This window comes from Cronobacter sp. EKM101R, from assembly GCF_963888145.1.
In the GTDB taxonomy this organism is placed as follows: Bacteria; Pseudomonadota; Gammaproteobacteria; order Enterobacterales; family Enterobacteriaceae; genus Cronobacter; species Cronobacter turicensis.
The window spans coordinates 353844-369232 of the sequence record NZ_CAWPHW010000023.1; the positions used below are offsets into that span (position 1 = coordinate 353844).

11 protein-coding genes are annotated in these 15389 nt (G+C 61.7%); 7 read left to right on the forward strand and 4 right to left on the reverse strand.

The window, feature by feature from the left end:
• The first annotated feature begins 4 nt into the window (after positions 1 to 4).
• Genes AACV31_RS14250 through AACV31_RS14260 form a run of 3 tightly spaced genes read left to right on the forward strand, consistent with a single transcriptional unit; the run spans position 5 to position 2081 of the window.
• Complete coding sequence (locus tag AACV31_RS14250; protein WP_165153289.1) at positions 5 to 775, forward strand: TagK domain-containing protein; 771 nt, start codon at positions 5 to 7, stop codon at positions 773 to 775.
• Between the two features lie 22 nt (positions 776 to 797).
• Complete coding sequence (locus AACV31_RS14255; protein ID WP_165153291.1) at positions 798 to 1589, forward strand: type VI secretion system accessory protein TagJ; 792 nt, start codon at positions 798 to 800, stop codon at positions 1587 to 1589.
• Positions 1590 to 1598: 9 nt separating this feature from the next.
• Complete coding sequence (locus AACV31_RS14260) at positions 1599 to 2081, forward strand: type VI secretion system baseplate subunit TssE (RefSeq protein WP_075198137.1); 483 nt, start codon at positions 1599 to 1601, stop codon at positions 2079 to 2081.
• Positions 2082 to 2564: 483 nt separating this feature from the next.
• Here AACV31_RS14260 and AACV31_RS14265 read toward each other — a convergent pair whose 3' ends face one another.
• Together AACV31_RS14265 and AACV31_RS14270 are read right to left on the reverse strand one after the other, a co-directional pair.
• Positions 2565 to 4472, reverse strand: coding sequence for a methyl-accepting chemotaxis protein (locus tag AACV31_RS14265; protein WP_165153293.1), 1908 nt, complete (start codon positions 4470 to 4472; stop codon positions 2565 to 2567).
• 264 nt (positions 4473 to 4736) lie between these two features.
• Positions 4737 to 5852, reverse strand: a complete 1116-nt coding sequence (locus AACV31_RS14270) for a YbdK family carboxylate-amine ligase (RefSeq protein ID WP_165153295.1) — start codon at positions 5850 to 5852, stop codon at positions 4737 to 4739.
• Between the two features lie 182 nt (positions 5853 to 6034).
• Here AACV31_RS14270 and AACV31_RS14275 point away from each other — a divergent pair, with 182 nt between their 5' ends.
• Positions 6035 to 6748, forward strand: coding sequence for a GNAT family N-acetyltransferase (locus AACV31_RS14275; protein WP_165153297.1), 714 nt, complete (start codon positions 6035 to 6037; stop codon positions 6746 to 6748).
• On the opposite strand, the gene entD is transcribed toward AACV31_RS14275, so the two are convergent.
• Positions 6717 to 7385 (reverse strand): enterobactin synthase subunit EntD, encoded by a 669-nt coding sequence (gene entD / locus AACV31_RS14280; protein WP_185155285.1) that lies wholly within the window; start codon positions 7383 to 7385, stop codon positions 6717 to 6719. The genes AACV31_RS14275 and entD overlap by 32 nt on opposite strands.
• A 35-nt stretch (positions 7386 to 7420) precedes the next feature.
• Positions 7421 to 9694 carry a TonB-dependent siderophore receptor gene (locus AACV31_RS14285; RefSeq protein WP_165153301.1) on the reverse strand — a complete coding sequence of 758 codons (2274 nt, stop codon included), beginning with the start codon at positions 9692 to 9694 and terminating at the stop codon, positions 7421 to 7423.
• Positions 9695 to 9973: 279 nt separating this feature from the next.
• Here AACV31_RS14285 and fes point away from each other — a divergent pair, with 279 nt between their 5' ends.
• Genes fes through AACV31_RS14300 form a run of 3 tightly spaced genes read left to right on the forward strand, consistent with a single transcriptional unit; the run spans position 9974 to position 15359 of the window.
• A complete protein-coding gene (fes, locus tag AACV31_RS14290; RefSeq protein ID WP_165153303.1) occupies positions 9974 to 11218 on the forward strand; it encodes an enterochelin esterase in 1245 nt (414 codons plus the stop codon).
• 3 nt (positions 11219 to 11221) lie between these two features.
• The gene (locus AACV31_RS14295) at positions 11222 to 11443 is read left to right on the forward strand and encodes an MbtH family protein (RefSeq protein ID WP_012815731.1); all 222 of its coding nucleotides are present in this window, start codon (positions 11222 to 11224) and stop codon (positions 11441 to 11443) included.
• 1 nt (position 11444) lies between these two features.
• The gene (locus tag AACV31_RS14300) at positions 11445 to 15359 is read left to right on the forward strand and encodes an enterobactin synthase subunit F (protein WP_165153305.1); all 3915 of its coding nucleotides are present in this window, start codon (positions 11445 to 11447) and stop codon (positions 15357 to 15359) included.
• Positions 15360 to 15389: the final 30 nt, after the last annotated feature.

A 15389-nucleotide genomic window follows, 5' to 3' on the forward strand; every position in this document is an offset into this window, starting at 1 on the left:
GGCCATGCACATCCGGTTTATCTGGCCTGAAAACGGCGCCGGGATCACGCTTAACGAGCAGCATCAGGAGGTCTGGCTCGATATCGACCACGGCGCGTTTTCGCTTATCCCTGGCGGGCATATGCGCAATAGCCTCGTTTTTTCACTGCGCGGAACGCAGCCTGACATGATGCTGTCCGGGAGCGATTATGTCTGTCTCGCGGGTGACGAACACCTTGCGCCAGGCCAGCCTTACCCGTTGCGCTACGGCCTCACGCTTCAGGCAGGGCGATACGCGTTACAGGTAACGATGGCGACGGCGACGGATGCGACCCACGCCGATGAATGGGCGGTGCGCGACGTCGACGCGCTGCTGGCGCGCAGCATGCGCTACGTCGACTGGGCGCGCCCGGCTGAGACACAGGCTGGCGACGATATCCTGAAAATCCTGGAAAGCGAATATAAGCGTTTTCTGGCGTGGGGCGAGCAGCGCCGCGATACGACGCCTGCGCCTGTACGCACGCGGCTGAAATATGCCTCTGGGGATTTCACGCTGCTGCGCGAACAGATGCAGGATAAAACGTTGACCGAATGCATTCTGGGCTCATCGCATTTTATTACGCACGTGCTTGAGGCGTTATCCGGTCTTGAGCCGGAGCCCGGCGTCTTTGACCCGCCGCGCTATGACATCCTGAAAATCGTCGCGCGGGACGCTCAGCACATCAAAGCACACACACGGCTTCCTGCCCTGACGGTGCGGGAATTTCATCAACCCGATCTGGATAGCTTGTTATAAACCTTGCAGGGACGACATCACGATGGAAATAACACTTAAGGAATTACTGAATCACGCCACGTTTCAAACCCACTTAACAGAGGCAATTTCTCGTGTAAAAGCGCAGCCTGACAACAGCGCGGCGCGAGAGCTGCTGTTCAAATTGTACTGTATTGAAGGCGACTGGCATAACGCCCTGGCGCAGCTGGAAATAGTAAAGCTGCTGGACAAGGAATATACGAAGCGTGTGGAGCTTTATAAGAATCTGGTCATGAGCGAGTTATTACGCGCCCGCGTCCTGGCCGGTGACATGGCGCCTGTGGGACTGGGGGGGCAGATGCCGGAGTGGGTAGCGCGGCTTCATGACGCGAATCAACGGCTCGCCGCAGGCGATGAGGCGGATGCTGAACGCCTGCGCCAGCAGGCGTTTGAGATGGCGCCGCTGACGCCGGGCGATGGCGATGGCGTCGCGCCATTTAGCTGGATAGCCGACGGTGACGGACGGCTCGGACCGGTATGCGAGTTCATCTGCGCGGGCGGGTATCGTTGGGTGCCGTTTGCGGCGCTGCGCGAACTCAACATCCTCCGCCCCGTCGATGTCCTGGATCTGCTCTGGCTGCCGGCGCAGGCGACGCTCGCAGACGGACAATTTCAGGGTTATATCCCCGCTCGCTACCCGCTGATGACGGACGCCACGCAGGAAACGAAACTGGGCAGCCTGACCGACTGGCAGCCCATTTCCGATTCGCTCTGGATCGGACGCGGCAGGAAGATGCTGATTACCGATAATGCGGAATATGCCCTGCCGGATATCCGCGAACTGCGGTTTGATTAAGGCGCGCCGATGGAGAGAAAAAAGCAATTCGCGCCGACGCTGCTGGACCGGCTGCTGGACGAGGAGCCGAAAGCCCGCCACGAGGCGCATGATGCGAGCTTTATCAGCGCCAGACATTACCGTCAGCGGGTGCTGCGCGACATCGACATCTTACTTAACAATACCAATATTGAGGCGCTGATCGATCCTGAACGTCACCCGGCTGTCATCGACTCGGTGATAAACCACGGCCTGGCGCCATTATCCGGGAAATACGCCACGCCGCACAGCGGGTCTGCGGTGGAGCAGGCCATTCGCAACGCCTTGCTGCGCTTTGAGCCGCGCATCATCGCGTCGTCGCTGGTGGTGCGCCCGAAACGTCAGCCAGCCGTTGGCACGACGTTGCTGTTTGAAATAGCCGCGTTGCTTTACTGGCAGCCTGAGCCGATCGGGCTGATGGTGAGTGGCAGTTATGATACCGAAACGGAAAAAACGACGCTGACGGCGTTATAAGCAAAAAAGAGGCTTTGCGCCTCTTTTTAATGGCCGAATTACAAACGGCGGAGAATGAAAGGTGCCAAATCCTTCTGGCTGAGGGTATTAATCCGTTACGGGTGGTCTGTTATTATTCACAGCGCGCCATTAAATAACGCGCACACAGAAATAACAAACACGCTGATTTGCGAAAGGATAAAACATTTCGCGCCGAAACTATATTCCATGTTTCGCTCTCCCGGAGCATTTCAGAGGCTGTGTTGAGTCAATAGGTCAGTCGTTGCGGGACGTTATAATTACTGTGCCGTAATGGCGTGAAATCCCGTCAGTAATGACTGCAATGCAAATAATAAAAAAGCCGCAGGTGAGCGCGGCTTAAAACCTGTATTCAGGTGGCTGCGGATATTAGGGCATTAACCCCTGTTAATCAAGTAATGGGGCGATATTCCCCAAAAAACCACTATATTTTGTAGCCGTGCAAACACGGCTACAATATTACGTTTACGCCACCACAAACCGGTTAACCAGCTGTGACATAGTTTCAGACTGATTATCCAGCGTCTGGCTGGCGGTCGCAGCCTCGGACACCAGCGCCGCGTTCTGCTGCGTCACCTGCTCCAGCTGGTTCAGGGCTTCGTGCACCTGCGACACGCCAAGCGACTGCTCAGCCGCGGCGCGGGCGATATCGCTGATAAACGTCCGCATCCGGGCCGTATTAGCCACGGCGGCATCCAGCGCGTGGCCGGAGGCATCGACATGCTCCACGCCTTCGCCGATTTTCGCCATGTTGTTCGCCACCAGCTCGCGGATAAGCCCCGCCTCCCGGGCGCAGCGCTGCGACAGCGTGCGCACTTCGGAGGCCACCACCGCAAAGCCGCGCCCCAGCTCTCCGGCGCGCGCCGCTTCCACGGCGGCGTTGAGCGCCAGCAGGTTAGTCTGGAAAGAGATATCGTCTATCGAGCCGACAATTCGCGAGATCTGCTCGCTGGAAGCCTGAATATCCGCCATGCTCTGGCGGGCAGAGTGCGCCACCACGCTTGCGCTCTGCATCTCTTCTTCCATCAGGCGCGTCAGGCGCTCCGCCTCGTGAGCGTTGTCGGCGGTCTGGGTAATGACGGTCGTTATCTGCTCCATGCTGGCGGCGGTTTCCACCAGCGATGCTGCCTGTTCATCGGTACGCTGCGCCAGATCCTGGTTGCCCGCGGCGATGTCGGCGCTGGCGTGACGCAGGACGACGGCGCCGGTTTTGATCTCGGCGACGATGCGCTGAATATCTTCAATAGCGCGGTTGTAGGCGCGATTCAGGGCGGAGAGCTCATCGCTGCCCGGCACGTCCAGACGGCGCGTTAAGTCGCCTTCCATGCCGTCAATGGCAGTGAGCGTCACGTGCAACTGACGATGAATGCTGCGCGCCACGACCACGGCGAAGCTCATCGCCACGATAAGCGCCAGCAGCGTGATGATGAGAAAGCGCTGCCAGCCTGCGCGGGCATCGCTCGCGAGCGCGCCCGCGGTGGCGAGAAGCTGCGCGGAAGCCGCGTTTTCCAGCGTGCGCAGGGTATCGATACGCTGCGTCTGCGCCTCAAACCAGCTGCCCGGCGAAATGCCAAACCCGCCGCTCGCGGCCTTATCCAGCGCGGTCTGACGCAGCGCCAGCGCGCGGGTCGCCGACGGCAGCGCGAGTGCTGCATCGATGCGCTTCACGCCGTCAGCGTCGGAAAGCTGGCGCGAGGCGGCAAGCCACGCCTGCTGTTTGCCCACCACTTCGCTCAGACGCGCCACCTGGCCGTCGGCAAAACGATCGGCGAAGAAAATGCCGGAGAGCAGCGCGCGCTCGACGCCCGCCTGTTCTTTCATACTCAGCAGGCTGTAGTAAACCACCATCTGGTTCACAATCACCCCGGCGTGGCTTAAGTGCGTACTGCGCGCCACCAGCTCCAGCACGGTGCTGATGGTATCGGTATAAAACGCCACGCCCTGCGGCGCGGGAACGGAAAGGGCGGTTATCTGCTGGCGCGTGTCGTCGAGCATCGACACCCGCTGGCGGAAGGCGCGGATGGCTTCACCCACGCTGCCTTTCAGGCTCGCTTCATCGGTGTTTTTCATGGCGGCGTTAAAGGCCACGAGCGCGCTGTCCGTCTGGCCGCGCTGCGCGGTCAGCTCACTGCTGAACTGCGCCCCTTTGCTGCCAAGATAACCGGCGCTCAGGCCGCGCTCTTTTTGCAGCTCATGCACCACATCGCCAGCGCTTTTCGCAAGGCGCGTCACTTCTTCGACATTGCGCATCTGCCGTTCGGTATCGATACGTGACAGCATCCCCGCGCCCGCCAGCCAGAGCAGCGCTATTAATAACGGTAAAAGCGCGAGGGCTAATTTGGTTTTCATAGAGAGGCGATATATCCATGACATAAGCGTCATTCCTGTATTGCGATAAAGATCGTTATATTTGCTATCGGTAACATCAATAAGATGCTTTAATCGCTGCCGCTGCGTTCAGGGCTATAAAATAACTAAAAAGAGTTATTCTGATGATCCAGAATAAAAAAGGGCGAGTTATAGTTTTCAGAAAAGATAAAAGCCAGCGATGAATAGCGGGATTATCGGGGCAGGTGGCTCCCTGACTAAGGTAAATACCCTTAATCAGTCAGGAGCCAGTCAGAAATAAAAGGATTGTCAGGCGGCCCAGATTTCACCGTTCAGGCGCACCAGTTCCGAGAGCGAACCGCCATTAGCGGTAAATTCACGAATGCGGTGTACGTCGCTGTCGTTATTTTTCACGTAGCGATCGATAGCCTCCAGCGCGCTGCCAGCCTTAAGCGGACGCGCGTAGCGCTCAAGCTTGTCGAGCAGGCGCGTAATATCCTCGCTAATGGTGCGCTGTTCGCCGGTACTGACATCCGTGAGCATTCCGTCAAGACCATAGCGACAGGCCTGGAACCGGTTGAACCGGTAAATAAGGTAATCCTCAGCCTTATGTTTATAAGGGCGCTCTTCAAGCAGCCAGTGGGAAAGCGCCTGAATAAAGCCCGCGATATTCACGGCGCGCTCCAGCGTTAAGGGCGTATCCATCACGCGCACTTCCACCGTGCCAAAGCCAGGGCTCGGGCGAATATCCCAGTGCAGATCTTTAATCGACTCCACCACCTTTGTGCTTTCCAGGCGCGCGTACATTTTCTCGAACTGCGTCCAGTCGGCGGCAAACGGGGCCGGGCCGTTATCCGGGAACGCGGAGAAAATATTCAGCCGTGACGAGGCGAAGCCGGTGTCTGAGCCCTGCATATGAGGCGAAGACGCCGACAGCGCCACAACATGCGGCACAAAGCGCGACAGCCCGTGGAGCAGATAAATAGCCTCTTCCCCGTTGCGACAGCCCACATGCACATGCTGGCCGAATACTGTGGCCTGTTTGATGAGATAGCCGAACAGCTCCAGCGTGCGGGCGTAGCGTTCGCTGGCGCAGACCTCCTGGCGCTGCCACTTCTGGAACGGGTGCGTGCCGCCGCCGCTTATCATTAAATGATGCTGCTGGGCGCAGGCGAGAATTTCACGCTGCATCGCGGCGAATTCCGCCGCCACCTGGTTGATATCGCGGCAGACGCCGGTCGCTATCTCCAGCATGCTTTCGGTGATGTCGTGTTTTACTTCACCCGCCGTGACGCGGCTCTCCAGCGCGCTAATCAGCGTCGAGGAATCCTGGCTTAAGTTAAAACCGGGCGGGCTGACCACCTGGAGCTCCAGTTCAACGCCCAGGGTGTAGGGTTCAGAGGGGGCAAAAGGTTTGAGGGGCATGTGAAGCTCTCTTATCAGTGACAGTTCTGCTCCAAGTATAGTCATGCAAAATCATTCAGTTGCGACCAGATTGTTCAGATAAAACCGAGTTCCTGCGCGCGGTTTTTCGACGGCGTTATCGCTATCTTCCTGGTTTCACTCCTGTTATAACTTTTTATTAACAACCATCAGGAGGAGTGCTTGTGGCTTATTTCAACCATTACGATCAGCAGGTCGGAAAGCCCGTTCCGGACTGGCAGGGCGCACGAATGCTGGAGCGCGAGACGCTTTCCGGGCGTTATTGCACGCTGGCGCCGCTCAATGCCGATGCGCACACAGCCGCGCTGCTCGCGGCGTATCAGGACGCGCCGGATGACCGCGACTGGACGTGGCTCGCAAGCGATCGCCCCGATACGCTGGCGCAGTGCCATGAGTGGGTGACGCAAAAAGTGAGGGATCCGTCGCTGGTGCCTTTCGCGGTAATCGATAACGCGCGCGGCGAGGCGGTGGGGCTGGTGTGCTTTATGCGCATCGACAAAGCTAACGGCGTTGTGGAGATAGGCCACGTGACCTGGTCGCCGCGCATGAAAAACCGCGTTACCGGCACCGAGGCGCTGTGGCTGTTGATGCGCGACGCCTTTGAGCACGGCTTCCGGCGCGAGGAATGGAAGTGCGATTCGATGAATACCGCCTCGCGCCGCGCCGCCGAACGGCTCGGTTTTATCTATGAAGGGCGGCTGCGTCAGATGATGGTGCGTAAAGGCCGCAACCGCGATTCCGAGTGGTTTTCGCTGCTTGACAGCGAATGGCCGCAGGTGAATGCCGCGCTGCGCGCCTGGCTGTCACCGGAGAATTTCACCGCTGATGGCGTGCAGAAACAGCCGCTCAGTCACTTCCGGGCCAGTTCACAAGCGTGAGGATCTGCTGCGCCTCCTGACGCCAGTACAGCGTGAAGCATCGCCCTGGCGTGAACGGCCCGAGCGGGCAGGCAAGGCGCAGCGTCAACTGATGGTCATCCAGCGCGACGACGTTCGCGCATTCAAAACCGAACCAGTCGCCCACCTGCGGGAACAGCGCTTTAAAGAGGCTCTCTTTGGCGGAAAACGCGAGCGTCAGGGCGCTGGCGAAGGGCAGCGGCGCGCGGCCCAGTAGCAAGCGCTCCTGCGCATCGATAATACCGGGCGCCAGGTCGCGCGCCGTCTGCGCGTCCATCAGGTTTTCGACATCTATCCCGACGCCACCTGGCGCGGCGATAACGGTTGCCCAGGCGCGATGGCCGGTGTGCGTAATACTGCCGGTAAAACCGGCGGGCCAGCGCGGCTCGCGGTGCGCGCCGATGCCCGGCGGTAAGGCGGGCGCGCCCGCTGCCCGCAGTGCGGCGACGGCGGCGATACGGCCCGCCAGATGCTCCGCCTGACGCCGCGCGACGGCGTTCGCCAGCATTGCGTGATGCGGCAGCCACAGCAGATCGTCAGGTGTGAAAGTGTCAGGCGAGAAATCGACGCGCCAGAGCGACTGTCCGGCGAAGGTCAACGGGGTGAGGGTGGTCTGCATCGGAAAAGGGCGGGCATTTCTGCCCGCCGTCGTCATCAGAAGTGGGTGTTGATGCCCATGAACCAGGTGCGGCCCGATTCGTTATAGGTTTCCGCCCCCGCGCCATACATCCAGGCGTTGGTTTTGGCGTTGCCAGTGGTCTGGGCGTTGCCCGCGCGCCAGTGGCGCTTGTCGAAGACATTATCGAGGCCCGCCGTCAGGCTGACGTTTTTGGTCACGTCCCAGGTGCCGCTCAGGCCGACGATGCTGTAAGGGCTCACTTCATTGGTGCCGCTGTCGGTCACGCGCTCGCCCTTATAGTTGTACATTTTCGGCTTCTGACGGCCATACCAGGTAAACGTGCTTTGCAGCGACAGATCGTCGCGTACCTGCCAGCTCAGCGTCGAGTTCAGGGTAAACTCCGGAATGATCGACAGACGATCGCCGGTGGTTTTGTTCTTACTCTGCAACATCCAGGTCAGGTTGTTGCTCCACTGGACGGTATCGGTCACCGGCAGATTCAGCGTGCCTTCAAGCCCTTCCACTACGGCTTTCGGCACGTTCTCCCACTGGTAGAGATCCGTTTTATTGCTGATCGCCGTGACGCGGGTATAACCAGCTTCGATTTTGTCGTGGTAGTCGTTACGGAACCACGTCAGGCCCGCCTGATAACCATCCTGTTTGTACTCAAGACCAATCTCTTTATTGACGCTGGTCTCCGCCTTCAGATCTTCATTGCCCATCAGGTAACAGCCGGTGTTAGTGGCGCTGGCGTAGCAGCCCTGGCCGCGGCTGTAGAGAATGTAGTCATCGTTGGTCTGATAGAGGCTCGGCGCTTTATAGGCGCGCGCGATGCCCATTTTCAGCGTCACGGTGTCGGTCAGCGCCTGCGTCAGGTTCAGCGCCGGGCTCCAGTTGTTGCCAACGATGGTGTGGTGATCGAAGCGCAGCGACGGGGTCAGCGTGGTGCTGTCGGTGAGTTGCATATTGTCTTCGGCAAACAGCGAGAAGATTTCCGCTTTGGCGTATGGGCTGCGGTTGGTGGAATCGACGCCGGGGATCGCGCCGCCGCTGGTGGAGCCGGTCAGCGCCTGAGCGGTCGACGTGCCGTCTTTCAGGCGTTGCTGGTTCCACTCGGTGCCGAGCGTCAGGTTCTGGTTCACCAGCCAGTCGAAGGGAAGGCTCACTTCGCTGTGCAGCAGCACGTCGCTCAGGTTGATATCCGAGAATTTCTCGCTGTTAAACAGCCCTTCCAGACCGCCCGTCAGGCCTTCGCCAAGACGCGAGTTGCGCGTGTGCTCATACTGGGCGTAAGTGTTGGTGGTCACGCCGTTATCCCAGCCGCCGGTCCAGGTGACCGCGTAGTTCTGGCGGTAGAGACGGTTGGTTTCCTTGCCGTAATATTTTTTCACCAGCCCGTTAGTGCTGTTGTCGTTATTGGTGTTCTGGGTGTCGCCCGCGTAGAGGTTGCCCTGACGGCTGTAGCCCGCCTCAAACTCCAGCGCCTGCATCGGCGCGAATTCCCAGCGCACCTGGCCGTTGATGTCTTTATTGACCACGCCTTCACGCCCGGCGGGCAGGGTATCGGCATAGCTGCCGGTGCGCAGCGATTCATGCCCGGCGTTGATGTCCTGCGCGTCGGCCTGGGTTTTCGCCAGGTTGCCGTACAGACGGAAGCTGACGCTGTCGCCAAGCGGTCCGGTCAGGCTGAAGTTGGTGCGTTTTGTCGCGCCTTCGGCTTTATGTTCCGGCACGTCGAAATAGCTGTCCCAGGCGCCGTGCCATTCGTTGCTGCTGCGTTTGGTGATGATATTTACCACACCGCCCGCCGCGCCGTTGCCGTAGCGGGCGGCGGCAGGGCCGCGCAGCACCTCGATGCGTTCGATCATCTCCGGCGGCACCCAGGCGGTATCGCCACGGCTGTCGCGCTCGCCGCGCCAGCCCTGACGTACCGAGTTACGGCTGCTGACCGGTTTGCCGTCAATGAGGATCAGCGTGTTTTCCGGTCCCATCCCGCGGATGTCGATCTGGCGGTTGTTGCCGCGCTGGCCGCTGGTGGAGTTGCCGGTCAGGTTGACGCCCGGCATGGTGCGGATGATTTCCGAGACATCGCGCGCCGGCGGGTTTTTACGGATTTCATCGGCGGTAATGGTGGAGACGCCAGGCGCCTGAAGGTTTTGCTGTGCGGCGGTGACGACAATCGTGTCATCGCCTTCGGTTGCCTTGCCATCCACAATGGCGGTGCTGTCCTGCGCCCAGACGGGCAGCGCTGCGCCATAAATCCCAGGAGTCATGAGCATCGCCAGGGAGAGGGGGAGCTTTTTATTCATCTTTTATCCTGCTGTCTGTGCTGCGGCCCGGAAGTCCTTCCCCACTGGGGCAGGGCGCAACATGGAATATGCCAGAGCCGCTTTACGCAAACCCCGCTCATCCCGGAGCGGCAGCGCGCAAACGCCTGGTCGGGTTAATGTTTTTGAGTGAAAGACGCGCTTCCCACAGCGCGCCAATACGCTATTGCAAATGCAAATAATTATCAATAATATTATCATCAAATTATCTGGACTAGCGTAAATCCATGATATTTATCAAGACTAACAAGGAGCTGGACGGTGGCGGAGCACGCGGCGGGAAGTGAAGCCTGGTGGCAGGCGAAGCAGGCGCAGGGTATACCGGAAATTTCTGATGCAGCCCCGGGCCAGTGCAGTGTGACATTCTGGTGGCGCGATCCGGCGGGCGATGAAACTACGTCTGAGATACAGCGGGTGTGGATTTACATCACCGGCATCACCGATCACCACAAACCCTCCGCGCCGCAGTCGCTCACACGTCTGCCGGGCACCGACGCCTGGTGCTGGCGCACCGAGTTAAACGCCAGCTGGCGCGGCAGCTACTGTTTTATCCCTTCTGCACGAACCGATGATTTCGCGCCCGACGCCTTTGCTGATGCTCCGGCGCGCGGCGCGCTACGCGAAGGCTGGCGCACGCTCCTGCCGCAGGCTGTCCCTGATCCGTTCAATCCGCACCACTGGCGCGGCGGCCGCGGCCACCCGGTCAGCGCGCTGCATCTGCCAGACGCGCCCGCACAGCCGGGGTGGGAGGCGCGCGACGTGGCGTACACGCCCGCGCGGGAATTTCTCTGGCACAGCGAAAGGCTCGGCAACGCGCGTCGCGTGTGGCTGTTTACCACCGGCGGCGATGACGCGCCCCAGACGCGCCCGCTCGCTATTCTGCTGGATGGTCAGTTCTGGGCGCACAGCCAGCCGGTCTGGCCTGCGCTCCAGGCGCTTACCGACGGCGGCGTACTGCCGCCTGCGGTATATCTGCTGGTGGATGTGATTGATACCGTGCACCGCAGCCGGGAGCTGCCCTGCAACGCCGCCTTCTGGGAGGCGCTGTGGCATGAACTGCTGCCCCAGGCGCGCGGTTATACGCAGTGGCGTGAAACCCCGGAAACCACCGTCGTCGCCGGACAGAGTTTCGGCGGGCTCGCCGCGCTCTATGCGGGGCTGCACTGGCCACAGCGTTTTGGCTGCGTGCTGAGCCAGTCCGGCTCTTTCTGGTGGCCGAAACGCGAGGCGAACGGCGAGGGCGGCTGGCTGGTTGAAGAGCTGGCCGCAGGCCGTCTCGACCCGCGCGGGCTGCGTATTTTTCTTGAAGCAGGCGTGCATGAGCCGCTCATTTTGCAGGCGAATCAGCGCCTGGTTTCTTTACTGCGACAGACGACGCAGCCGCTTTTCTGGCGTCAGGTTGAGGGGGGGCACGATGCGCTGTGCTGGCGCGGCGGGCTGACCGACGGGTTGGCCGCGCTCTGGGCCGACATCCCCGCCCCGGCGCGTTTTTCAGGACAGGAGTGAGGTATGGAATTCAGCAATCCTTTCGATAACCCGCAGGGCCGCTTCTGGCTGCTCGAAAATCACTGTCAGCAGGTAAGCCTCTGGCCGGAGCCGTGCGCGCTGCCGCCGGGCTGGCGCGTAGTGTCGCCACCGCAGCCTCTTGAGGTATGCGAGGCGTGGCTTTCGCAACACGGGCAGGCGCTTCAGCCCGCCCATTTCGCACATCAGAACGAGACGCGAGGTTGACGTGACGGACATAACCCTGACGCAGGCAGAGCACGCCATTGACGCGCTGCCGCTGGTGGCGGCGCAGCCCGGCATCTGGATGGCTGAAAAACTCTCAAACCAGAATAACGCCTGGAGTGTGGCGCATTACGTTGAGCTGAACGGCGCGCTCGACGCGCCGCTGCTGGCGCGCGCCATCGTGGCGGGCATGATGGAGGCCGACACGCTGCGGATGCGTTTTGAGGAGCGCGACGGCATCATCACGCAGCGATTCGACGCCTCGCTCACGTTCGCCACACCTGAAATGACCGATCTGCGCCGCGAGGCCTGCCCGCAGACCGCAGCGTTGGCGCTGATGCACGCCGATCTGGAACAGGATCTGCGCGTCACCCACGGCAAACCGTTGGCGCATCACCAGCTGTTGCGGGTGGGGGAGACGCGCTGGCTCTGGTATCAGCGTTATCATCATCTGGTGGTGGATGGCTTCAGTTTTACCGCGATTACCCGCCGTATCGCCGATATTTATCGCAGCCTGCACCGGGGCGAAGAGCCCGACGCCTCGCCGTTCGTCCCCTTTAAAGAGGTGGTCGATGAATACGCCCGCTACCAGGCCTCGGACGCCTGTGCGCGCGACGCCGCCTTCTGGGCGCAGCAGGTACGCGAGCTGCCGCCGCTGGCGACGCTCTCTGACCAGCCGCTTACCGGGCACTCCTCCACAACCTCGCTGATCCGCCGCTCGCTGCGTTTTGACGCCGCGCCTTTCGCCGCGCTGATGGCGAACAGCGGCGGGCTGGCCGCGCCGGACGTGGCGCTGGCGCTGGTGGCGCTCTGGCTCGGTCGTCTTAGCGGGCGCGACGCGTACAGCGCCGGTTTCATCTTTATGCGTCGCATCGGCTCCGCCGCGCTATGCGCCACCGGCCCGGTGCTGAACGTGCTGCCCTGTCCGGTGCGCATTGACCCGACGCAGACGCTGGCGCAGTTCGCCGCCGCCTTTGCGAAGACGCTTAAAACGCTGCGCCGTCATCAGCGTTACGACGCCGAGCAGGTGCTGCGCGACGCGGGAAAAGTCGCGCAGCAGACGCCGCTCTATGGCCCGGTGCTGAACCTGAAAATGTTTGATTACCGGCTCGATTTCGACGGCGTGGAGGGGATCACCCATCAGCTCGCCTCGGGGCCGGTAAAAGATCTCGAAATCGCGCTCTATGTGGATGACCAGGGCGGCGTAACGCTGGAGCTGCTCGCCAACCAGCAGCGCTATGAAGCCGCGCAGATTGAGCGCCATCTCGCCCGCCTGCCGCGTCTGCTCACACAGTTTGCGGCTGACCCGGGGCTTGCGTGCGCGCAGGCGGATCTGCTGGATGAAAGCGACTACGCGCTGATGGCGCGCGTGAACCAGACCGCGGTACAACTGCCGCTGGAGACGCTGAGCAGCCTGCTGGCGAAGCAGGCGCAGGCGACGCCGAACGCCCCGGCGCTTGCGGATGCGCGCTATGCCTTTACCTACCGCGAAATGCGTGAGCAAGTGCTGACGCTTGCGGCGGAGCTGGCGCGCCGCGGCGTTAAGCCGGGCGATGTGGTGGCCGTCGCGCTGCCGCGCTCGGTGTTTCTCTCGCTGGCGCTACAGGCCATTGTGGAAGCGGGCGCCGCCTGGCTGCCGCTCGATACCGGCTACCCCGACGATCGCCTGCAGATGATGTTAGAAGACGCCCGCCCGGCGCTGCTGATCACTGCCGCGTCAGAGCAGGGGCGTTTTACGCACCTGCCGCTTTCAATTTTCTGCTACGACGCGCCGCTGCCGGCCAGCGCCGCGCAGCCGCTTTCGCGCTCGCATCCGGCGCACACGGCCTATGTGATTTTCACCTCCGGCTCGACCGGGCGTCCGAAGGGCGTCATGGTCGGCCAGACCGCCATCGTTAACCGGCTGCTGTGGATGCAAAACCAGTATCCGCTCGGCGCGGATGACGTGGTGCTGCAAAAAACGCCGTGCAGTTTTGATGTGTCGGTGTGGGAGTTTTTCTGGCCGCTTATCGTCGGGGCGCGGCTGGTGATGGCGCCGCCGGAGGCGCACCGCGATCCGCAGGCGCTGCAGGCGCTCTTTGCGCGCTGGCGGGTGACGACAACCCACTTCGTGCCGTCGATGCTGGCGGCCTTTGTCGGCGCGCTGACGTCTGAAGCGGCGATAAGCGCCTGCGCGTCGCTGCGTCAGGTGTTCTGCAGCGGCGAAGCGCTGCCGACCGAACTGTGCCGCGAATGGGAACGGCTGACCGGCGCGCCGCTGCATAATCTCTATGGCCCGACGGAAGCGGCGGTAGATGTGAGCGGGTATCCGGCCTTCGGCGCGGCATTGGCGCAGGTGAAGGGCGCCAGCGTGCCAATTGGCTTCCCGGTCTGGAATACCGGGCTGCGCATTCTTGATAGTCTGATGCGCCCGGTGCCGCCGGGCATGGCGGGCGATCTCTATCTCACCGGCGTTCAGCTGGCCCAGGGCTACCTTGGCCGCCCGGATCTGACCGCCAGTCGCTTTATCGCCGATCCGTTCGCGGCCGGCGAGCGGATGTACCGCACCGGCGATGTGGCGCGCTGGCTGCCGGACGGCGCGGTGGAATATCTCGGACGCAGCGACGATCAGCTGAAAATTCGCGGCCAGCGTATTGAGCCTGGCGAGATTGACCGCGTGATGCAAAGCCTGCCGGATGTGGCGCAGGCGGTGACGCATGCCTGCGTGTTGAATCACCATGCCGAAACGGGCGGCGATGCGCGCCAGCTGGTGGGATATGTGGTCTCCGCCTCCGGCGACGCGCTGGACGTGGCGGCGCTGCGTGCGCGCTTAAGCGAACGGCTGCCCGCGCATATGGTGCCGGTGACGCTTCTCCAGTTGCCTGCGCTGCCGCTCAGCGCCAACGGCAAGCTGGATCGCAAGGCGCTGCCGTTGCCACAGCTCGCGGCGCGCGCGCCGGGCAGAACCGTAGCGCCGGGGATGGAAACGGCGATCGCCTGCGCGTTTTCTGAACTCCTGGGCGTGGAAGTGACCGACGCGCAGGCCGATTTCTTCGCGCTCGGCGGCCATTCGCTGCTGGCGATGCGTCTGGCGGCAAGGCTTACGCGCGAACTGGGACGGGCAGTAACGGTAGGGCAGGTGATGATTGCGCCGACGGTGGAAAAACTCGCGGCCGTCATTGAGACCGCTCAAAGCGACGCGCAGGCGGAGCAGGCGGGCTTTGACGCCATTCTGCCGCTGCGTGAAGGTCGCGGCCCGACGCTGTTCTGCTTCCATCCGGCGTCGGGTTTCGCCTGGCAGTTCAGCGTTTTACAACGCTGGCTGTCGCCGCGCTGGGCGATAACGGGCATTCAGTCGCCGCGCCCGGACGGGCCGATGCAGCAGTGCGCGTCGGTGGATGAACTGTGCGACCGCCATTATGCGACGCTTCGTGAGCAGCAGCCGCACGGACCGTACTGGCTGTTCGGCTATTCGCTCGGCGGGACGATCGCGCACGGCGTCGCCGCGCGGTTGCAGGCGGCGGGCGAGGAGGTGGCGTTTCTCGGGTTGCTCGACACCTGGCCGCCGGAAACGCAGAACTGGCAGGAGAAAGGCGGGCGCGAGCTCGACCCGGCCGTGCTGGCGGAGATTGAGCGCGAGCGGGCGGCGTTTGTGAGCGCGCAGCAGGGGCAGGGGTCGCAAAGGCTATTTGAAACGATTGAAGGCAATTACGCCGACGCGGTGCGGCTGCTCTCTACCGCGCGCAGCGCGCGCTTTGAGGGCGACGCGACGCTGTTTGTCGCCGAACGCACCGTGACGCCGGGCCTGGATCCGTTTAACGCCTGGGCGCCCTGGACGCATAGTCTTGAGGTGCATAATGTGGATTGCGCGCACGTGGAGATTATCTCCCCGCAGGCGTTCGAGGTGATTGGCCCGGTGTTGCGGGATATTCTCGGGTAGTTTTGGCGTTATGGGGTGAGTATGACACCG